The sequence below is a fragment of the Streptomyces roseofulvus genome (genome assembly GCF_039534915.1).
Classification (GTDB): Bacteria; Actinomycetota; Actinomycetes; order Streptomycetales; family Streptomycetaceae; genus Streptomyces; species Streptomyces roseofulvus.
This window is the reverse complement of sequence record NZ_BAAAWE010000001.1, coordinates 6145950-6167329: the sequence shown is the minus strand read 5'-3', so window position 1 is coordinate 6167329 and position 21380 is coordinate 6145950. Positions and strand designations below refer to the sequence as shown.

The window sequence follows — 21380 nt, the reverse complement described above, 5'->3', positions numbered from 1 at the left end:
CGCCTTCAGAAGATGAATGGTCCATTCGAAATCCGGCGAAGCGGACGGGACCCGGGAGAAGTTGCGGTGTGGCTGGAACCGGAGGGGCGCGGGCGCCGTCTTCCTGTCATGTACGGACTCGCCGCCGGGTGGGTGGAAACGGGGGAAATCCCGCCGAACCGGGCCGAGTTCGGTGGCCGTCCGTACTGTCCTGTTCTCGATACGGATCTGGAGATTTACGTGGCCAAGACTTCTGGCCTGAACCGCACGGGCGTGCTCGCCCGTGTCACGGTCGCCGCGCTGACCGCCGCCCTGGTGGGCACCACGACGGCCGCCGTGGCGGCGGAGCCGGGCCCGACGTTCAAGCCCGCGCAGCAGGCGGACCTCGCGGGCTCCGCGAGTGCCGCCTCGGCGACCTCCGCGGCCGCCGCGGCCGCCCCGGCGGCGCTCAACAACCTCTACGGCGTGCACAGCAACGGCGACGTCGTCGGCTACACCCCCGTCGGCGGGGGCGCCATCCAGCGCATCGCCGGCCTCTCCGGCACCGGCTGGGTGAACTACAAGCACATGAACCAGGCGGACACCGACGGGCGTCTGGAAGGCGACTGGTACCACTCCGACGGCTGGTACGCCGTCACCACCGGCGGTCGGCTGCACTACGCCAGCGACGGCCCGGTCCGGGACCTCGGCGGCGGCTGGAACATCTACAACAAGGTCGTCTCGGCCGGCAACACCGGTGGCGGCGCCCCGGACGACGTGCTGGCCCGCGACTCCTACGGCGTGCTCTGGCACTACCTGGGCAACGGCAACGCCTCGCTGACCCAGCGCTACCGCGTCGGCTCCGGGTGGAACGCGTACACCCAGATCGCCGGCAAGGGCGACGTGACCGGCGACGGCCGCGCCGACGTCGTGGCCCGCGACCGGAACGGCATCCTGTGGCTGTACAAGGGCACCGGCAACTACCGGGCGCCGTTCACCACCCGGACCCGGGTCGGCTCCGGCTGGAACACGTACAACCTGCTGTTCTCCCCCGGTGACCTGACCGGCGACGGCCGCGCGGACCTGGTCGCCCGCGACGGCGCCGGCGCGCTGTGGCTGTACAAGGGCAAGGGCAGCTCGACCTCGCCGTACACCACCCGCACGAAGATCGGCACGTCGGGCTGGAACGGCTTCCGCATGATGTTCTGATCTCTCCGGAGAGACGGAAGGGCCCCGCTCCTCGTGACGAGGAGCGGGGCCCTTCCCGCTTGCTACCGGATCAGCGGGGTCAGCCGCGACTGTGCTTAGCCACGAATGAGGTTGCGGAGCACGTACTGCATGATGCCGCCGTTGCGGTAGTAGTCCGCCTCGCCGGGGGTGTCGATGCGGACGACCGCGTCGAACTCGACACCGGTGTCGGTGGTGACCTTCACCGTGCTCGGGGTGGTGCCCTCGTTCAGCTCGGTGATGCCGGTGATGGAGAAGGTCTCCTCGCCGGTCAGGCCGAGCGAGTCGGCCGACTGGCCGGCCGGGAACTGGAGCGGGAGGACGCCCATGCCGATGAGGTTCGAGCGGTGGATGCGCTCGTACGACTCGGTGATGACGGCCTTGACGCCGAGGAGCGCGGTGCCCTTGGCGGCCCAGTCGCGGGACGAGCCGGAGCCGTACTCCTTGCCGCCCAGGATGACCAGCGGGGTGCCGGCGGCCTGGTAGTTCTGCGAGGCGTCGTAGATGAAGGAGACCGGGCCGCCCTCCTGCGTGAAGTCACGCGTGAAGCCGCCCTCGGTGCCCGGCGCGATCTGGTTGCGCAGGCGGATGTTGGCGAAGGTGCCGCGGATCATGACCTCGTGGTTGCCTCGGCGCGAGCCGTAGGAGTTGAAGTCACGACGCTCCACACCGTGCTCGGTGAGGTACTTGCCGGCCGGGGTGTCGGCCTTGATGGCGCCGGCCGGGGAGATGTGGTCGGTGGTGACCGAGTCGCCGAGCTTCGCGAGCACGCGGGCGCCCGTGATGTCGGTGACCGGGGTGGTCTCCATCGTCATGCCCTCGAAGTACGGGGGCTTCCGGACGTAGGTGGACTCGGCGTCCCACTCGAAGGTGTTGCCGGTCGGGATCGACAGCGCCTGCCACTGGGCGTCGCCGGCGAAGACGTCCTGGTAGGACTTGGCGAACATGTCCTCGCCGATCGCGTTGGCGACGACGTCGTTCACCTCGGCCTCGGAGGGCCAGATGTCCTTCAGGAAGACCGGGTTGCCCTCGGTGTCGACACCCAGCGCGTCCTTGGTGATGTCCACCTTCATGGAGCCCGCGATGGCGTACGCGACGACCAGCGGCGGGGAGGCCAGGTAGTTCATCTTGACGTCGGGGTTGATGCGGCCCTCGAAGTTGCGGTTGCCCGAGAGCACCGAGGTCACGGCCAGGTCGTGGTCGTTGACCGCCTTGGAGACCTCCTCCGGCAGCGGGCCGGAGTTGCCGATGCAGGTGGTGCAGCCGTAGCCGACGAGGTTGAAGCCGACCTTGTCGAGGTACGGGGTGAGACCCGCCTTGTCGAAGTAGTCGGTGACGACCTTCGAGCCCGGGGCGAGGGTCGTCTTGACCCACGGCTTGCGGGTCAGGCCCTTCTCCACGGCCTTCTTCGCGACGAGCGCGGCGGCGACCATGACGTACGGGTTCGACGTGTTGGTGCAGGAGGTGATGGCCGCGACCGTCACCGCACCGTGGTCGAGGGTGTAGGTCGAGCCGTCGGGGGCGGTGACCTCGACCGGGTTCGACGGGACCGTGCTGGAGACGGCCGGGGCGTCGGAGGCCGGGAAGGACTCCTTGCCCGCCTCGTCGACCGAGTCGACGTAGTTGCGCACGTCCTGGGCGAACTGCGCGGCGGCGTTCGCGAGGATGATGCGGTCCTGCGGGCGCTTCGGGCCGGCGATGGACGGGACGACCGTGGAGAGGTCGAGCTCCAGCTTCTCGGAGAAGTCGGGCTCGGCCTTCGGGTCCAGCCAGAGGCCCTGCTCCTTGGCGTACGCCTCGACGAGCGCGACCTGCTGCTCGGAACGGCCGGTCAGCTTCAGGTAGTTCAGGGTCTCGTCGTCGATCGGGAAGACCGCGGCGGTGGAGCCGAACTCCGGCGACATGTTGCCGATGGTGGCGCGGTTGGCGAGCGAGGTGGCGGCGACGCCCTCACCGTAGAACTCGACGAACTTGCCGACGACACCGTGCTTGCGCAGCATCTCGGTGATGGTCAGCACCAGGTCGGTGGCGGTGGTGCCGGTGGGCAGCTCGCCGGTCAGCTTGAAGCCGACGACGCGCGGGATGAGCATGGAGACCGGCTGGCCGAGCATGGCGGCCTCGGCCTCGATGCCGCCGACGCCCCAGCCGAGCACACCGAGGCCGTTGACCATGGTGGTGTGGGAGTCGGTGCCGACGAGGGTGTCGGGGTACGCCTGGCCGTTGCGGACCATGACGGTGCGGGCCAGGTGCTCGATGTTCACCTGGTGGACGATGCCGGTGCCCGGGGGGACGACCTTGAAGTCGTCGAAGGCGGTCTGGCCCCAGCGCAGGAACTGGTAGCGCTCCTTGTTGCGGCCGTACTCCAGCTCGACGTTCTGCGCGAAGGCGTCGTTGGTGCCGAACTTGTCGGCGATGACGGAGTGGTCGATGACCATCTCGGCCGGGGAGAGCGGGTTGATCTTCGCCGGGTCGCCGCCGAGCGCCGCGACGGCCTCACGCATGGTGGCGAGGTCGACGACACAGGGGACACCGGTGAAGTCCTGCATGATCACGCGCGCCGGCGTGAACTGGATCTCCTGGCTCGGCTGGGCCTGCGAGTCCCAGTTGCCGAGGGCCCGGATGTGGTCGGCGGTGATGTTCGCGCCGTCCTCGGTGCGGAGCAGGTTCTCCAGGAGGACCTTCAGGCTGTAAGGGAGGCGCGCGGAGCCCTCGACCTTGTCCAGCTTGAAGATCTCGTACGACTCGTCGCCCACGCGCAGCGTGCTGCGGGCGTCGAAGCTGTTCGCCGACACGACAGTCTCCTTCATCAATGTGCGCGTACTACCGTCATGCTGCCGCCACGGCTCCTCGCCGATCCGCTAAGGTAAGGCTAAGTTAGGTAACCCTCACCGACCAGGCGGCCACGGTGCGCCGTAAGCAGTTATCTCGATGTCGAGATAACTCTAGTGCATCCCCGCCGATCGGTCATGCCTGGGCCGGGGTGGATGTGCCGTGGCGCGGGCCGACGTGCGGCGGCGCGGGCGAAGCCGTGCCCCGCCGGCCTCAGCGGCACCGGGGCCCACGCACCACGGGTATCCGGCGGCACCGGCGGATCCCACGCACCACAGGCATCCGGCGGCACCGTCGGATCCCGCGCACCACCTGCACCCGGCGGCACCGGCGGATCCCGCGTACCACCGGCGGGTCGCGCGCCGCCGGTCGCCCCGAGGCTCCCACCCGTCCGGCCGCGCGCGCGTTGCCGGGATGGCGGGGCGGGCCGAGGATCGGGGCATGTTCAGCGGCGCGCACGTGATTCTGTACACCCGGGACGCCGAGGCCGACCGGGCCTTCCTCCGGGACGTCGTCGGCTTCCCGCACGTGGACGCCGGACGGGGCTGGCTGGTCTTCCGGCTGCCTCCCGCCGAGGTCGCGGTCCATCCGACCGACGGCGAGCCGAAGCACGAGGTCTATCTGATGTGCGAGGACCTCACCCGCACCCTCACCGCCCTGGAGGACAAGGGCGCGGAGATCTCACGGGCCATCACCGACCAGGGCTGGGGCCTGCTGGCGGCGGTACGACTGCCGAGCGGGACGGAGCTTCCGCTCTACGAGCCGCGCCACCCCACGGCGCTCGACCTCCCGGCATGACCCGAACAGGGCCTATAGCCTGATTCCTCACGAGATGTCACCCGACTGGCGCACCCCGATGATCGCCACATCTCATATCTGAGATAACGTGACGGCATGGCAGACGACTACCTCGTACGCATCGGCAAGCTCATCCGTGACGCCCGGCAGCACCGTGGCTGGACCCAGACGCAGCTCGCCGAGGCCCTGGCCACCAGCCAGAGCGCGGTCAACCGGATCGAGCGCGGCAACCAGAACATCAGCCTTGAGATGATCGCCCGCATCGGCGAGGCCCTCGACAGCGAGATCGTGTCCCTGGGCTACGCCGGACCGATGCACCTCCGCGTCGTCGGCCGCCGCCGGCTCTCCGGCTCCATCGACGTCAAGACCAGCAAGAACGCCTGCGTCGCCCTGCTCTGCGCCACCCTCCTCAACAAGGGCCGCACGGTGCTGCGCCGGGTCGCGCGCATCGAGGAGGTCTTCCGCCTCCTCGAAGTCCTCAACTCCATCGGCGTCCGCACCCGCTGGATCAACGACGGCGTGGACCTGGAGATCGTGCCCCCGGCCGAGCTGGACATGGAGTCCATCGACGCCGAGGCCGCCATCCGCACCCGCTCCATCATCATGTTCCTCGGCCCGCTGCTGCACCGCATGGACCGCTTCAAGCTGCCGTACGCCGGCGGCTGCGACCTCGGCACGCGCACGATCGAGCCGCACATGATCGCGCTGCGCCGCTTCGGCCTCGACATCACGGCCACCGAGGGCCTGTACCACGCGCAGGTGGAGAAGGCGGTGGCCCCCGACCGCCCGATCGTCCTGACCGAGCGCGGCGACACGGTGACCGAGAACGCGCTGCTGGCCGCCGCCCGCCACGACGGCGTCACGGTCATCCGCAACGCCTCCTCCAACTACATGGTCCAGGACCTGTGCTTCTTCCTGGAGGCGCTCGGCGTCCGCGTCGACGGCGTCGGCACCACCACGCTGACCGTGCACGGCATCCCGGAGATCGACGTGGACGTCGACTACTCCCCCTCCGAGGACCCGGTCGAGGCGATGAGCCTCCTCGCCGCCGCCGTCGTCACCGAGTCCGAGCTGACGATCCGCCGGGTGCCGATCGAGTTCCTGGAGATCGAGCTCGCGGTCCTGGAGGAGATGGGCCTCGACCACGACCGCTCGGCCGAGTACGCCGCCGACAACGGCCGCACCCGCCTGGTCGACCTGACGGTCCGCCCCTCCAAGCTGGAGGCGCCGATCGACAAGATCCACCCCATGCCCTTCCCGGGCCTCAACATCGACAACGTGCCCTTCTTCGCGGCGATCGCGGCCACCGCGCAGGGCCAGACCCTCATCCACGACTGGGTCTACGACAACCGCGCCATCTACCTCACCGACCTCAACCGCCTCGGCGGCCGGCTCCAGCTCCTCGACCCCCACCGCGTCCTGGTCGAGGGCCCCACCCGCTGGCGCGCCGCCGAGATGATGTGCCCGCCGGCCCTCCGCCCCGCCGTCGTCGTCCTCCTGGCGATGATGGCCGCCGAGGGCACCTCGGTCCTGCGCAACGTGTACGTCATCAACCGCGGCTACGAGGACCTGGCGGAGCGCCTGAACTCGATCGGCGCGCAGATCGAGATCTTCCGCGACATCTGAGCAGTCTCGGATACAACGCCGCTGATCCCCTCCTGACCTGCATGTATGCGAGCCAGGAGGGGATTCGTCGGCGTCTGTGGGACTTGTCTGGGACTTTGGGTCGGGATCGGGAGACACGCACCGGCTCAGGTATCCGAGAAACTCCCAGAGGGCGCACTGCCCTGAAGCGACATTGCTGAGCCGTGAAGCATGCGCCGAGCCAGTGCGTCGATCTCGGCAAGCAACCCCGCGGGCTGCTGTTCCAAGTCAATGGCGTGTTGGTGGAGGACCGTACCGACATGTCGCACACGGTGGCTGATGTGTGGAGCGTTGCCCTTCGCGTACACCAGGTGCCCCTCCGGCAGCCCCATTGCAGTGCAGTAAGCCAGCATTTGGTACAGATCCTCATTCGGGAAGCCGCGTTTTCTGCGGGCCTTGTACTTGGCGTCCGCGACGATCAGTGGGGTGCCGGACTCTCCGTACCAGACGAAATCGGGTCGCAGGCGGATCGCATCCCCTTCGTCCATGTGGATGTTCCGGGCCTGGAGGACACTTCTGCCGCCGTAGGGGCGCATGGCTTCCCGTAGTGCCGTACAGATGAAGTCCTCGTAGATGCCGTTCATGTCGAACAGGAATCCGTTCACGCGCAGCTGCCCGGGCAGGTGCTCGGCCGACCATCCCCTCAGCACCGTTTCGGAGAGGTGGAGTGCCGGGTGATAGCGGGTGTTGAGCCGCGTCGGATGCCAGCCGGGTGGTGTCTGCCCCCGGGTGAGCGGTGTGATGTCCACCAGCCGGGACCGCTGGTGCATCAGGCGCGTACGTACGGTCCGGGGGACACCGGGGAGGCGCAGCAGCCGGTCGACAGCCGCGCGGAGGAGGCGGTTCTCGGCGATGTCCGTGGTGAATTCGTCGTACGTCACCTCTGCGGGCACGGGCATGCCGAACCGGCGGCGGATCTGTTCGGACTCGCGGAGCCGGCCGCGTACGACGGGGGACGACTTCTCGGCCGTCCGGTAGCCCTGGAGCAGGCCCTGCCGCAGTGCGCGGTCGATCTGGCGCTCGACGGCGTGCGCGAACGCCGGGAGGAGGTCGTCGTGCGCGGCCAGGTCCACGGCGCCGTCCCGCCAGCCCCGGGGGTCGCTGCTGTAGCCGAGCAGGAAGAGCAGGCGGGCGATCGGCACCTTGGGGGTGATCCGCACCGTGACGCCTTCGCCGCCGGGGACGGCGAGCGTGACGGCGCCTACCCTGCTGCCGGCGCGCAGTCGCCAGGCGCCCGGGTCGTAGGGATCCGGACCGGCCTCTTCCAGGATCCTGGAGGCGGCCAGTACGCGGCCCACGGCGCCGGGGAGCCGGACTGAGCGCGCGGGTCCGTGTTCGACGAGCGGGACGTCGAAGGTCACTGCGCGCTGGTCCCGTCGCTCGGTTCGGGCGGGGTGGTGCGTGACGCGAGCGTCCTGCGGAGTGCCGGCAGGCCGTAGCGGCCCTCGATGTCCACACCTTCGCCGTAATGGTGCTCCTCCAGGAGCGGGAGGATCTTCGTCCGCCAGGTCCGTTCCAGTCCGCCCTCGCGGTAGACGCCGGGCTTCATCAGGTACGACGGTCCGATCTTGAAGTCAGGTTCGTCGATGCGGGCGTTGAGGGCATCGAGCAGGTCCGCGGGTTCGGGGTCCTTCTCCTCGGACTCCAGCCAGGAACGCAGCAGTCCTCGGGTCGGATCGATGCGCGGGGACAGCTCGACGAACGCGAAGCGCCGGCGCATCGCCGCGTCGACGAGGGCGATCGAGCGGTCGGCCGTGTTCATGGTGCCGATGACGAAGAGGTTGGGGGGCAGGAAGAAGTCCTCGTCCGAGTAGGTCAGCCGCACCGACAGGTCGCGGTATTCGAGGAGGAAGTACAGCTCGCCGAAGACCTTGGCGAGGTTGGCCCGGTTGATCTCGTCGATGACCAGGAAGTGTGGGATGTGCCGGTTGCCCTCCTTGCGGGCCAGTTCGGCGAACTCGCGCAGCGGGCCGGCCGTGAGCCGGAAGGCGACCTCGTGCGTGCCGGGATCCTCTCGGGGGCGGAAGCCCTCGAAGAAGTCCTCGTAGGAGTACGACGGGTGGAACTGGACCAGTTCGACCTGTTCCGGTCCGCCGCCGAAGAACACGGCGAGCTTCTGCGCGAGGAAGGTCTTGCCCGTCCCGGGAGGGCCGTAGAAGATCAGCTGCTTCTCGTCGTGGAGCAGTTGCCTGATCTCCTGCAGCCATTCGAGGCGGTGCACGTGGAGCTCTTTCCGCAGCTCCTCGGTGGGCTCGGGCAGCTCCACCTCGCGGCGGGCGGCGACGGCCAGGGGCTCGACGCTGATCCCGGTGCCGTCGGCCAGGGCCTCCTCCACCAGTTCCTCGTCGCTGACCCCGAGGCCGTCGACGACGGCCTTGACGGTGGTGAGGTCGACCACGTCGTGGCGCGACGAGAGCTTCTGACGCAGTTCCTGAGGCAGTTCGTCCAGTGGGAAGCTCTCGCCTCCCCACTCCACGGGGCGCCACAGGACGCGGCTTCCGTCGTCGGCGACGAGGTGCTCGACGTTGCCGGTGATCTTTCCGGTGTGGAGCCGGCCGTCGGCGAGTGCGCACACCGTGTCGCCCGGGCGCATCCTGGAGAGGAAGGTGTGCAGCTCGTCGACGAGCTGCGGCTTCTCGGTGTACGTCGCCGTCGACCCGTAGTCCTCGTCGACGAAAGTGCGCAGCTCTTCCTTGCTGATGCCCTGGGTGGCGGCGGGACGCAGGTGGGCGGCGGTCAGGGACACCCTGCCTTCGGGGAGCCACGCACGCCGGAACAGGTCAGGGCCGGCCGAATGCGGCCCCCGCACCAGCCAGGCGCGGCTCGGACCCGACCACACCTGGCCGAGGAAGTCAGCCAGCGGCCGACCGTCCTCGGTCTTCCACTCCATCCACCCGTTGCTGCTGCGGCCCAGGAGGATCTCCCCCGCAGCGGAGGGTGAGTTGCACTCCACATCCTCGACCACTTCGAGCCAGCCCGGCCACGTGGACGTTTCGCGTATCACCCCGTCCGCGATGAGCCGTTCGCGCAGGCGGTACGAGGAAGGCGTCTTCGCCGGGAACGACGGGACGACGTCGGGTCGCGCCGGGGAGCCCGCGAGCACCACCATCTTCTGGCTGCCGTTGGTCCCGCTCTCGGTCAGCAGCCGGCCTCTGGCCGTGGGCCCGCCATACGGCAGGCGCAGCTGGAACTCCGGGTACGAATCGGGCATCGGTGTCCTTGGATCGGAGGGTAGGGCCGGGTGCATTGTGGAGTGCTCGTGATCCACTTCGGCGTCGCTTCGTGTATTTCCGGCCAACTCCGACGCCTCGGCCGACACAGATCCGGCCGCGCGTTGCCGTGCAGGGCGGCCGACGCCCATGATCGGGAGCGGAGCACCGGCACGGCGAGGGGGAACGGTGGGCACCGGAACGACGAGCGGACCGACCAGGCAGCGGCACACCGAGGACCTGCCGGCGGCGCTGTCCATGACGCCCGCGCAGCTCGCCCAAGCGGTCGGCCGGTTCGACGGCGACACAACGGCCATGGTGACGGCCGCCATCCGCGCAGCCGGGCGCGCCTTCGAGGAGCTCGACGCCTGCTACGAGGTCATCGACGACGCCTCGGTCACGAGCCGGGCGATCGCCGCCCGGCTGAGCGCCCTGCTCGCGGCGGAGGACGAGCCGGGCGTCGGTCGGGAGCTGGACGCCCTGGACGCGGTCTCCGCTCGCGCCCGCGGCACGGACCGCGCCCGAGAGCTGCTGCACCGCGTCCTCGGACGGGAGGAGGCGACCGAGCGCGCCCTGCCGGCGGTGCGCCGTCTCACCGGGGCGGACCTGCCCGCTCTCCCTTCCGCGTACGCGGACGACGCGGGTTTCGACGACCTGATGGCCTTGGCCGCCCGCGAGGAGGAGCTGGCGCCACGGCTGCGTGAGGCGCATGCCGAACGCCTCCGCGAGGTGGCCGCGCACCTCGTCCACGTGGTGGAGCAGGTCGCGGTCGTGGGGTTCACCGACGAGGCCTTCCCCCGGGAATCGGCGCACGAGGCCCGCCGGGCCCACGCACTGTGGGTCCGGTGCCTCGCGGAGCGCAGGCGCGACCTCGGATAGCGGGCCGTCTCCGCGCCCGTACGGCATCGGTCTCCGGCCGGATACCGTGTGCGGTGCGACCGGACACGTCAGCTCCGTCCTCCCGCTCACGAGCAGAAAGGCCCCTCGTGCACATCGCTCCCCTCAGCCCGCATGACCCCGTCGAGCTGGGCGGCTACGAGCTGCTCGGCCGCATCGGGCACGGTGGCATGGGGCAGGTGTACCTGGGCGAGTCACCCGGCGGGGAGCCCGCGGCCGTCAAGGTGATCAAGCCGTCGGTCGTGGACTCCGAGACCCGGCAGCGCTTCGCCCAGGAAGTGGAGATCCTCAAGACGATCTGGGGTGCGCGGATCGCGGCGCTGCTCGACGCCGACGCGGAGGCCGATCCGCCGTGGCTGGCCACCGAGTACATCGAGGGCCCCGACCTGAGCCGGCACGTGGCCCTGCACGGCCCGCTGCCCTCGCTGCTCGCCGCCTCCCTCGGGGCGACGCTCGCCGAAGCGCTCGCCACCGTGCACAAGCAAAGTCTGCTGCACCGTGACCTCAAGCCCGCGAACGTGCTGCTCGGCCCCAACGGGCCGAAGGTCATCGACTTCGGTCTCGCGGTGTTCGCCGAGTCGAGCGTGTCCCTGACCGCTCCCAACGCCGTGGTCGGCACCCCGGCCTGCATGGCGCCCGAGCAGGCGCGGGGCGACCGGCCGCTGACGCCCGCGGTCGACGTGCACGCGCTCGGCGCCGTGATGCTGTTCGCCGTCTCCGGCCACCTCCCGTACCAGGCCGCGAACATCCACGTCCTCTTCCACCAGGTCACGGACCCGGAGACGGCTCCCGACCTGTCGGGGGTCCCCGACGAGCTGGTGCCCCTGCTGACGGCGATGCTCGCGCACCGGGCCGAGGACCGGCCGGCGCTGAGCGACGTCGTCCAGCAGTGCCGGGCGGTCATCGAGGCGCAGGGCTTCAAGGTCGCCCAGGCACGGCGCCGGCTCACGACGCACACGGCGGCGGCTCCCTCGCATCCGCTGGACAACCTGCCGCCGACGGTCGCCCTCCCGCTGCCGCCCACCGTCCCGGCGGCCCCGGCGGTTCCCGGGCCGAGCACGTCGCCGACGACAGGGCCGACCGTGGCGCTTCCCCCGGACACCGTAATGCTCCCCCCGGACGCCACCCCGCCGGCCGTCCCCGCGCCGGACACCGACGAGCAGGTCGTCCCCGAGCCGACCCCCACGCTCGTCGACCGTCCCACACCGCGGTCCGGAACCGCCGCGCCCTCGTCCGCGCCCGCCGCTCCGCGGCCCTCCACGGACACGGACGGCCCGTCGTCCACTCCCCGCGCTCCCCGCGGCCGCTCCGGGCAGCGCCTCCCTTCCGCCCAGGCCCGGATCACCGCACAGCGGCTCCGCGAGGTGTACGCGGCCCAGGCGCCGTTCTGACACCGGCGGGCTCCCGATGCCGGCGGACCCGCGATACTGAGGGGTCTGCCACCACCGTCACGAAACACCACAGGAGGACACGGGTGACCGCCGTCCAGACCAGCCCCGAGCAGCACGGCGACGCGGCGGGGCAGGAGCAGTTCCCGGCAGGCGCGCAGGTGCTCGTACGCGACGAGGTGTGGCTGGTCAGGAACGCGGTGCCGACCGCCGACGACGGCACCCGGATCGAGGTGGTGGGGGTGTCCGACTTCGTGCGGGACCAGGAGGCCGTGTTCTTCACGGGCCTGGACACCGTCGAGCTCATCGATCCGCGCGACACCCGGCTGATCGCGGACGACTCCCCCACCTACCGGCGCTCCCGGCTGTTCCTGGAGGCCGTGCTGCGTCGCACGGCGCTGCCCCAGTCCGAGCGGCGGCTCGCGCTCGCGGACTCCTTCCTCCTGGACCCGCTCCCCTACCAGCGCCGCCCCGCCGAGCTCGCGCTCTCCGGCGCCAATCTGCGCCCCCGGCTGCTGATCGCGGACGTGGTGGGACTGGGCAAGACGCTGGAGATCGGTCTGACGCTCGCCGAGCTCATCCGGCGCGGCCGGGGCGAGCGCATCCTCGTCGTCACGCCCCAGCACGTCCTGGAGCAGTTCCAGCACGAGCTGTGGACGCGGTTCGCCATTCCACTGGTCCGCCTGGACTCGGTGGGCATCGAGCGGATCCAGCGCGAGATCCCCGCGGGACGGAACCCGTTCACCTTCTTCAAGCGCGTGATCGTCTCGATCGACACGCTGAAGAACACCGACCAGTACCGCCACCACCTGGAGCAGATCCGCTGGGACGCGGTCGTCATCGACGAGTCGCACAACCTGATCAACCGCGGTTCCCTGCGCAACCAGCTCGCCCAGACCCTGGCGCCGCGCACCGACGCCCTGATCCTCGCCTCCGCCACGCCGCACAACGGCGACGCGAGGTCGTTCGCCGAGCTGATCGCCCTGCTGGACCCGGCCGCGATCCGCGACCCGGAGAACTACCGTGCCGAGGACATCGAGCACCTCTTCATCCGCCGTACGAAGGTCAGCACCGAGGTCCGCGAGCAGATGAAGGGCCAGTGGGCGGACCGCGGCCCGTCCCAGGCCGTGCACTGCCCGGCCACCCCGGCCGAGGAGCGGATCTTCGAGGAGCTGGCGGCGGTCTGGCTGCCGCGCGACGGCAGCCCGTCCGTGAGCTCGGTCCCGCTCTTCCCGTACACGCTCCTCAAGTCCTTCCTCTCCTCGCACGCGGCGCTCAAGGCCACCGTGAGCGCCCGCATCAAGACCCTGGAGAAGAAGGACGACGCCCGCGCCACGGCGGCGGAGCTGGCCGCCCTGCGCCGGCTCGCGGAACTGACCGCCGACCTGACGGAGGCGGACTCGGCGAAGTTCGGCGGGCTGGTGGAGCAGCTGAAGGGCATCGGCGTCGGCCCGTCCTCCGGCACCCGCGTCGTGGTCTTCTCGGAGCGCGTCCAGACCCTGGAGTGGCTCGCCACCGTCCTGCCCGCCGCCCTCGGCTTCCGGGGCCGGACCGCGAAGGACTGCCTGCGCGTGATGCACGGCGGCCTGTCCGACGAGCAGCAGATGCGGGTCGTGGAGGAGTTCGGGCTGGCCGGCGCCCCGGTACGGATCCTGTTGACGGGCGACGTGGCCTCCGAGGGCGTCAACCTGCACCGTCAGTGCCACCAGCTGGTCCACTACGACGTTCCGTGGTCGCTGATCCGCATCGAGCAGCGCAACGGCCGCATCGACCGCTACGGACAGGCCCACCCGCCGCAGTTCCGCGCCCTGATCCTCACCAGCGACACCGAGGGCGCGAAGGACGACACCCTGGTCTCCGAGCGGCTCCTTGAGCGCGAGGACCAGGCGCACCGTTCGCTCGGCACGGCGGAGGCCGTCACCGGCCTCTACCGCGCGGAGGCCGAGGAGAAGTCCCTCATCCAGGATCTGCTGCGCGGCAGGACCGTGGACGAGTCCCTCGACGGGCGCCGGTCCGGCGAGGGCGCCGGCACGGATGCCATGGACGACTTCCTGGCGGACTTCTTCGGCTCGGTCGGGGACGAGCCGCAGGCGGAGGACGGCACCGCGGCCGAGGAGTCCGCCCCCGAGGCGGCGGCCGGAGGCGCTGCCGGCGCAGGTACGGGCGAGGGCACGGGCTCCGTCCTCCCCCGTCTCTTCGACTCGACCGCCCACTTCCTGGACGAGGCGCTGCGCGAGGTGTACCCGGACGCCCGGGACCGCCTGGACCTCGACCGTGACGAGCAGTCGGGCCTGCTGTCCTTCCGTCCCCCGGCCGACCTCCTCCACCGCCTCAAGGCGCTGCCCGTGGACTACCTGCGCGAACAGCGACTGCGGGAGCGGCTGCTGGTCACGTTCAACCGGCGGCTCGCCCAGCACTCGCTCCAGCGGGCCCGCGGGGCGGGTTCCACCTCCAGCTGGCCGGAGATCTCGCTGCTGACCGACCTGCACCCGGTCGTCGAGTGGCTGACGGACAAGGTCCTCGTCCGGCTCGGGCGCCAGGAGGCGCCGATGATCACGGCCGAGGTGGCGGAGCCCACCTATCTCGTCCAGGGCGTGTACTCGAACGCCCTGGGCCGGCCGACGGTCGTCAAGTGGATGGGCGTGACGCGCGGCGGGACCGTGGACGACGACATGGTGTCGCTGCTGCGCCGCTCCGGGGTCGGCCCGACGATGGCGAACAAGCTCCGCCACCGGGACCCCGCCCCGCTGGCCGCCGCCATCCCCGCCGTGCTGGAGGCCGCCGAGGCCTTCATGGAGCGGCACCGGGACGCCTGGGACCGGCCGCTGCGCGAGTCGATCGAGCGCCACAAGCTGCGGCTCGGCGACTGGGAGCAGCCCACTCTGGCGGGCGAGCACACCAAGCGGCGGCTCACCGACCTCGCCGACGACCTGCTGACCACCGGGCAGCGCCCGATGCTGCGCGTCCTCGCGGTGCTGCTGCCCGACCCCGACGCACCACCGGCCGCGTCCGCACCCCTGTCCGCCACGCCCGCCGCCCTCTGAGAGAGCCACTGTCATGACGTACGACTCCCTGGTCAACCGCGGCGACTACTTCTCGGCCCACTACCTCGCCGAGGTGCTGCCCAAGGACCTCAGGACGGGCCTGCTCCAGACCTGGAAGGAGCGGGAGGAGGCCGCGAAGCCCCCGATCGGGACGGACGACGCCGGGGCGGCGCCCTCCGAGGGTCCCGACATCCTGCGCGAGGACACCAAGCGGGCCCTGCCCGTCACTCCGCGGGCCGGTCTCCGGGCACTGCGCCGCGACTACTTCCGGGCCCGCTCGTTCTTCGCCCTCCCCGAGGACGCCGAGGGCACCGCCTCCACGCCCGACGCGGGCGACGACGCGCTGACGTACGACGCCCCCGCCTGGCGGGAGCGGGTCCACGCGCTGAACGCCGAGGTCCTGCACGCGCTGGGCTACGACGCGAAGCCCGGCAGCCTCACCGTCTGGCGGGCGGGCCAGAGCCATGAGATCACGGTCGCGCACGCCGAGAAGGGCCTCGTCGCCCTCGACTGCGGCTGGGCCGCCGAGGCGGACGCCGCCCTGGACCCCGACGGCCCGGGGCGCCTTCTCGACCCCGTCGTCCTCGACGGCTCGAACAGCCTGACCACCGGTTCCAAGCTGGCCTCGTTCCTGTTCGCCTGCGACGAGGCACCGCGCTACGTCCTGCTGCTCGTCGGCGGCGTCGTCGTCCTCGCCGACCGGATGGCGTGGGGCGAGGGCCGCTACCTCGCCGTCTCCCTCGACATCGCGCTCCAGCGCAACGACACCCGCCCGGGCGGCGAACTCGACACCGTCGCCGCGCTGTTCGGCGCCGACTCGCTCCGCACCCCCGAAGAGGGCGGCGAGAACCCGCTCGCCGAACTCGTCGGCAAGTCCACCAAACACGCGGTGGGCGTCTCCAGCGAGCTGCGCGACGGCCTGCGGCTGAGCGTCGAGCTGATCGCCAACGAGGTCCTGGAACGCCTCCGCGAGCAGGGCGTACGCCCCCAGGACATCGGCGAGCTCCCCGAACTCGGACGCCAGCTGACCCGCGAGTCGCTGCGCTACCTCTACCGCATCCTGTTCCTGCTGTACGCCGAGGCCCGCCCCGAGCTGGGCATCCTGCCGTCCGACTATCCGGAGTACCAGCTCGGCTACGGCCTCGGCCGGCTCGGTGAACTCGTCGCGGAGCGCGACCTCGTCGACGAGAAGTCCCGCCGCGGCTTCTATCTGTACGAGTCCCTGGACCTGCTGTTCCGTAAGGTCCAGGACGGCTACCGGCCGCGCCGCACCCACGGCGAGGCGGCGGAGCCGACGGAGAGCGCCGAGGCCTTCGGTACCGTCGGCGCGAAGACCAGCGAGGACCTGGGCCTGCGCTTCGAGCCCCTGCACTCCACGCTCTTCGAGCGGGACTCGATCAAGCTGATCGGCGCGGACGCCGTCGTCGACCCCCGTCACGACGCCGACGAGGCCCTCGCACGCGGCGAGGCCGTCCGCTACCTCGACACCCGGCTCCGCAACGCCACCCTGTACGAGGTCCTGCACAAGCTCATGCTCACCAAGGGGAAGAAGGGCGAGCGCGGCGGGTTCATCTCGTACGCCCAGCTGGGCATCAACCAGCTCGGCGCCGTGTACGAGGGCCTGATGTCTTACTCCGGCTTCATCGCGGGCGAGGAGCTGTACGAGGTCGCCAAGGGCGGCGACCCGAAGGACGGTTCCTGGCTGGTGCCCAAGTCGAAGGCCGACGAGTACCCGGACACGGTCTTCGTCCGGCGCCCGGACCGCGACACGGGCGAGGAACTGCGCGTCCGGTACGCCCCCGGCTCGTTCGTCTACCGGCTCTCCGGTCGCGACCGCCAGACCTCGGCCTCCTACTACACCCCGGAGTCCCTCACCAAGGTCACCGTGCAGCTCGCCCTCCAGCACCGGCTGGACCAGGACGGCACGGACACCGAGGCGCGCGAGCTGCTCGACTGGAAGATCTGCGAGCCGGCCCTCGGCTCGGGCGCGTTCCTCAACGAGGCCATCAACCAGGTCGCCGCCGAGTACCTCCGGCGCCGGCAGAAGGAGCTCGGCCGCTCCATCGACACCGAGCAGTACGCCGTCGAGCTCCAGAAGGCCAAGGCGTACATCGCCCTCCACAACTCGTACGGCGTCGACCTCAACGAGACCGCCGTCGAGCTGGCCGAGGTGTCGTTGTGGCTCAACACCATGCACCCCGGCATGGAGGCCCCCTGGTTCGGCCTCCATCTGCGGCGCGGCAACTCCCTCATCGGCGGCCGGCGCGAGGTGTACGGCCCCGAGCGCCTGAAGAAGGGCGGCTGGCTGGGCTCTACCCCGGAGCGCTACCCGCTGGCGGACGCGCAGGCGGGCGTCCCGCTGCCGGAGGGCGCGGTGCACCACTTCCTGCTCCCGGCGAAGGAGTGGGGCGCGGTCGCCGCCGAGAAGGAGGCGAAGGCACTGGCGCCGGAGGCCGCGAAGGCGCTCGGCTCGTGGCGCAAGGCGGTCACCAAGTCCCCGACGGCCAAGCAGACGGCCCGCTTGCAGGGCCTCGCCCGGCGCGCGGAGTACCTGTGGGACCTGGTCGTGCAGCGGCTGACGATCTCCGAGCGAGAGATCTCGCGGCGGGTCGACGTGTGGGAGGCGGAGCCGGAGTGGCTGCGCCGCCCGAAGGAGGCCGTGCCCCGGGAGAAGGTGCTGGCCGACCTCACGGCGGTGGACACCCCGTACTGGCGGCTGAAGAAGCTCATGGACACGTGGTGCGCCCTGTGGTTCTGGCCGGTGCAGGAGGCTGCGCTGCTGGACGGGACGGACGCGCGGTACGAACGGGCGGAGGTCGTGCCCGCGCCGCAGGGCGGGGCCGCTGCGGAGTCCGGAGCGTCGGACGTGATCCGTACGTACGAGGAGGTCGACCTTCTCGGGAACATCACCGTGAAGGAGGTCAGGCGCGGCGACATCGACAAGCGGCGGAAGGGTACGAGGAAGGGCGAGCAGTCCTTTGCTGGCCAGCGCCGCGAGGTCATCCCGCTGGCGAACCTGGACGACTGGCTGGACTTCGCGGAGGCGCTGCTTGGCACGCACGACGTGCCGGCGGAGTCGCTGGTGGCGTCTTTCGATTCGCTCGGCGACCTGGAGCGGTACGAGGACGAGCTGCCGGACTGGATGGGCATGGACCGGTCGTATTGGCTGGAGGGGCGGTTCCCGTGGGTGGGAGTTGCCGGGGATGTGGCCAAGCGGCAGGGGTTCTTCCATTGGGAGTTGGAGTACGCCCAGGTGTTCTCGGGGCGGGGTGGGTTTGATCTGCAGGTGGGGAATCCGCCTTGGGTGAGGCCAAGGTGGGAAGAGAACGTTGTTCTTGCGGAGCTGGAACCGTGGTTTGTCTTGGCCGACAAGCCCAGCGCTGCGGAGTGGAGGCTACGTAAGGACGAAACTCTGGTCCCTGGAGAATGCGGACGGAGCTACTTGCTAGGCGAACTGGCCTCCCATGCTGGAGCTGTGGGCGTGCTTAGCAGCCCAGTCACCTACCCGCTCCTTGTCGGCACCCAAGGGGATCTGTATCGGGCGTTCATGACACAAGTGTGGCGACACATTGCGGTAAACGGCAGCTCAGGGATGCTTCACCCGGATACACACTTCGGCGGGGCGAAGGAGGGACGAATCCGAGCTGCGGCATATCGCCATCTACGGGTGCACGCACACTTCGTAAACTCGGCTAACTGGGCTTTCGAAGATCTTGACCGCGGGTGGGAGTTTGGGGTGCATATCTATAGTACTCCGCAGACACCCGACTTCTTGCACCTCAGCGAGCTACGTGACGCAGACGTGCTACCTAACTCCCTCACCCATGACGGCCAGGGCGAGGCGCCAGGTATCAAGCACAACGGCTCATGGGACATCCGACCACACGCCGAGCGAGTGGTGCATGTGAATTCCAGCCTGCTGGCCAGCTGGCAAAGGCTGACAGGCTCAACAGGAAGCACCGCAGAGGCACCCCTACTCTACCCGGTACTGCAAGGCGAGCAGGGAGCAATCCAATCGCTGGCTTCCTACGGTGCCCGCCTCGGGGATTCTCAGCCTCCCATCACGCGCGGGTTTGATGAGGCCAACGCGAAGAAGGACGGCCTAATTCGCTGGGAGAACAAGGCTGTCCAAAATTTGTCCGACGTCATCCTTCAGGGGCCACACTTTGCCGCCACACTTCCCTTCTCGAAGCAGCCCCGAATCCCCTGCCGAAGCAACCGGGACTGGGACCTGGTCACTCCGATGGATCTTCCTTCTTCCTATGTCCCCGTAACCAACTACGTTCGGGCCACCGACGAGAAAAATTACCTTGCGGCCCAGGACTCATGGAGTGGAGAGCCGCCCACCTCCTACTTCCGCTTGGCCTGGCGGAGGATGATTCCCTTCAACAGCAGTCGCTGCCTACATGCTGCACTCATCCCGCCAGGCCCGGCGCATGTTAATACAATCCAGTCCACAGCCCTGGAAAGCAACCACTCGACAGCGCTGAACGCTGGCTTCTGGGCCTCGCTTCCTGTCGACTACCTGCTGCGTATCACTGGCCGTTCCGACCTTCATATCGCCGAGGCCCGGAAGATGCCCGCTCCCGACTCAGAACAGCATCCTCTCGCCCCTGCTCTACTCCTCCGAACCCTCCGCCTCAACGCTCTTACGAACCACTACGCCCCCCTTTGGCAGGAACTCTTCGATCCTCGTTGGGCGGGCTACGAGGACTGGGCCAATCCCAACTGGCCGTGCCTGGCGCCGCTCGCTGCAGGCCTGAAGCCCACCTGGGAGTACAGCACCCCGCTCCGCACCGAGCACGAGCGTCGCGCCGCAATGGTCGAGCTGGACGCCCTCGTCTCCGTATGGCTCAGCATCACCGCCGACCAGCTCGTCGCGATCTTTAAGTCGCGCTACCCGCAACTGCACGACTACGAGGCGAAGACCTGGTTCGACGCCAACGGTCGGAAGATCGCGGAGAACTTCAACACCTACGGCCACGACCAGACCAAGCAGGACTGGCTCGACTTCGAAGCCCACCTCGCGGACCCGACCAACACCCCGCCCCCCGCCGGCTACGTCGGGCCCTTCTACAAGGCCGACCGTGAAGCCGAGATGCGGGCCGCGCATGCGCACTTCCAGGCGCGGCTGGATAAGGAGATCGAGCTCGGGCGTTGGACGCCTCCGGCGCGCAAGGCAGCCGTCGAGAACGTGGCATGACATGCGGCTGCCCCGGACCCTTCAAGGTCCGGGGCAGCCACGTCGTTGCACTACCGGCTTGCGAAGCCGAGGAAAGCGGTCCATGCAGAACCGTCGACCACGAGCCCGGGGCGGGTCGTGTCCTTGGAGTCGCGCACGTGGACGTTGCCCAGGCGTTCAGCCGCCTCGACGCACTGGCCGCCCTCGCCGCTGCTGTAGCTGCTCTTGACCCACCGCAGGTCCGGCCCGCTCGGGTCAGGTGTTGCCTTCTTCATGTCGCTCCAAGCAACTTCTCAATGAGGTCCAGCGATTCACGCGGAGTGAGGGCCTGGGCGCGGAGAAGGCCGTACTGTTCTTCAAGCTCCCGGACAGACTTCCGCTCCGTGTAGAGGCGACTGTGTTTGTAGGCCTCCACGTAGGCAATCCTCCGTCCATCGATCGTTTCGATCAAGGTGAAGGGTCCGGCCAGGCCGGCATGCTCCTCCCGCCCGTTCGGCATCACCTGAATCTCCACGTTACGCCGCTGGCCGCTGAGCAGGAGATGCTCTAACTGGCCTCGCATCACGCCTCCGCCACCGAGGGGGCGCGTGAGTACCGACTCCTCGATGACGAAGCTTGTGGTCGGCAACGGCTGCCGGATGAAGATGCCTTGCCTGGCCAGTCGGGCCTGCACGCGCTCTTCAATGGTGTCCTCGCTCAGGAGCGGCCGCCTCATGGTGAAGACGGCTCTGGCGTACTCCTCGGTCTGCAGCAGCCCGTTGACGATGTGCGTGTCGTACACATGAAGCTCAACCGCCTCCGCCTCCAGCTTCGCCGCGTCCCGGAAGAACGCCGGGTACTGCGCCCGCGCCACCTCCTCCTTCATCTCCTTCAGGACCTCGCCCGCGTCCAGCAGCTCGTCCGCCTGGTCGATGAAGCGCGGCGGCGGGACCCGCCGCCCCTGTTCGTACGCGGCGATCGTGGACGCCGAGTACCCCAGCCTCGCCCCAAACTCCGACCGCTCCACCCCGGCCCGTACCCGGAACCGTTTCAGCTGGCGGCCGAAGACGCGCAGGATGCCCGAGCCCCCGTCCGGGCCGGCGGCGTCGCCTGCCGCATCGTCATCGTCTGCCCGCTGGATGGATTCGTTCATGCCCGCCCTCACCTCCACCGGCCAACGCCGCTCCGCGTCGGCCGTCACGCTCCGCGCCGCCTACAGGCACCG

At 69.7% G+C, this 21380-nt stretch carries 12 protein-coding genes; 7 read left to right on the top strand and 5 right to left on the bottom strand.

Annotation, left to right across the window (positions count from 1 at the left end; all coding sequences use genetic code 11):
- Positions 1-219 precede the first annotated feature (219 nt).
- Positions 220-1167, top strand: coding sequence for an FG-GAP repeat domain-containing protein (locus tag ABFY03_RS28370; protein ID WP_346171126.1), 948 nt, complete (start codon positions 220-222; stop codon positions 1165-1167).
- 95 nt (positions 1168-1262) lie between these two features.
- On the opposite strand, the gene acnA is transcribed toward ABFY03_RS28370, so the two are convergent.
- A complete protein-coding gene (gene acnA, locus ABFY03_RS28365) occupies positions 1263-3977 on the bottom strand; it encodes an aconitate hydratase AcnA (protein WP_386723615.1) in 2715 nt (904 codons plus the stop codon).
- Positions 3978-4455: 478 nt separating this feature from the next.
- Here acnA and ABFY03_RS28360 point away from each other — a divergent pair, with 478 nt between their 5' ends.
- Together ABFY03_RS28360 and ABFY03_RS28355 are read left to right on the top strand one after the other, a co-directional pair.
- A complete protein-coding gene (locus tag ABFY03_RS28360; protein ID WP_319010831.1) occupies positions 4456-4812 on the top strand; it encodes a VOC family protein in 357 nt (118 codons plus the stop codon).
- A gap of 96 nt (positions 4813-4908) precedes the next feature.
- The gene (locus tag ABFY03_RS28355) at positions 4909-6438 is read left to right on the top strand and encodes a helix-turn-helix domain-containing protein (RefSeq protein WP_319010832.1); all 1530 of its coding nucleotides are present in this window, start codon (positions 4909-4911) and stop codon (positions 6436-6438) included.
- Positions 6439-6563: 125 nt separating this feature from the next.
- On the opposite strand, the gene ABFY03_RS28350 is transcribed toward ABFY03_RS28355, so the two are convergent.
- A complete protein-coding gene (locus ABFY03_RS28350; protein WP_346171125.1) occupies positions 6564-7817 on the bottom strand; it encodes an McrC family protein in 1254 nt (417 codons plus the stop codon).
- The gene (locus ABFY03_RS28345) at positions 7814-9667 is read right to left on the bottom strand and encodes a DUF4357 domain-containing protein (protein WP_346171124.1); all 1854 of its coding nucleotides are present in this window, start codon (positions 9665-9667) and stop codon (positions 7814-7816) included. Before ABFY03_RS28345 ends, ABFY03_RS28350 begins: the two co-directional genes overlap by 4 nt.
- A 187-nt stretch (positions 9668-9854) precedes the next feature.
- Between ABFY03_RS28345 and ABFY03_RS28340 the strand changes: the two genes are divergently transcribed.
- The 4 genes from ABFY03_RS28340 to ABFY03_RS28325 all read left to right on the top strand — a co-directional run bounded on the left by ABFY03_RS28340 (position 9855) and on the right by ABFY03_RS28325 (position 20197).
- Positions 9855-10544, top strand: coding sequence for a hypothetical protein (locus ABFY03_RS28340; RefSeq protein WP_346171123.1), 690 nt, complete (start codon positions 9855-9857; stop codon positions 10542-10544).
- 107 nt (positions 10545-10651) lie between these two features.
- Complete coding sequence (locus tag ABFY03_RS28335; protein WP_346171122.1) at positions 10652-11953, top strand: serine/threonine-protein kinase; 1302 nt, start codon at positions 10652-10654, stop codon at positions 11951-11953.
- Positions 11954-12036: 83 nt separating this feature from the next.
- Positions 12037-14994: a DEAD/DEAH box helicase gene (locus tag ABFY03_RS28330; protein ID WP_346171121.1), complete on the top strand. Its 2958-nt coding sequence runs from the start codon at positions 12037-12039 to the stop codon at positions 14992-14994.
- 13 nt (positions 14995-15007) lie between these two features.
- Positions 15008-20197, top strand: a complete 5190-nt coding sequence (locus ABFY03_RS28325) for a class I SAM-dependent DNA methyltransferase (RefSeq protein ID WP_346171120.1) — start codon at positions 15008-15010, stop codon at positions 20195-20197.
- Positions 20198-20247: 50 nt separating this feature from the next.
- On the opposite strand, the gene ABFY03_RS28320 is transcribed toward ABFY03_RS28325, so the two are convergent.
- Both ABFY03_RS28320 and ABFY03_RS28315 read right to left on the bottom strand, forming a co-directional pair.
- Positions 20248-20451, bottom strand: coding sequence for a DUF397 domain-containing protein (locus tag ABFY03_RS28320; RefSeq protein WP_346171119.1), 204 nt, complete (start codon positions 20449-20451; stop codon positions 20248-20250).
- A complete protein-coding gene (locus tag ABFY03_RS28315) occupies positions 20448-21308 on the bottom strand; it encodes a helix-turn-helix domain-containing protein (protein WP_346171118.1) in 861 nt (286 codons plus the stop codon). Before ABFY03_RS28315 ends, ABFY03_RS28320 begins: the two co-directional genes overlap by 4 nt.
- Positions 21309-21380: the final 72 nt, after the last annotated feature.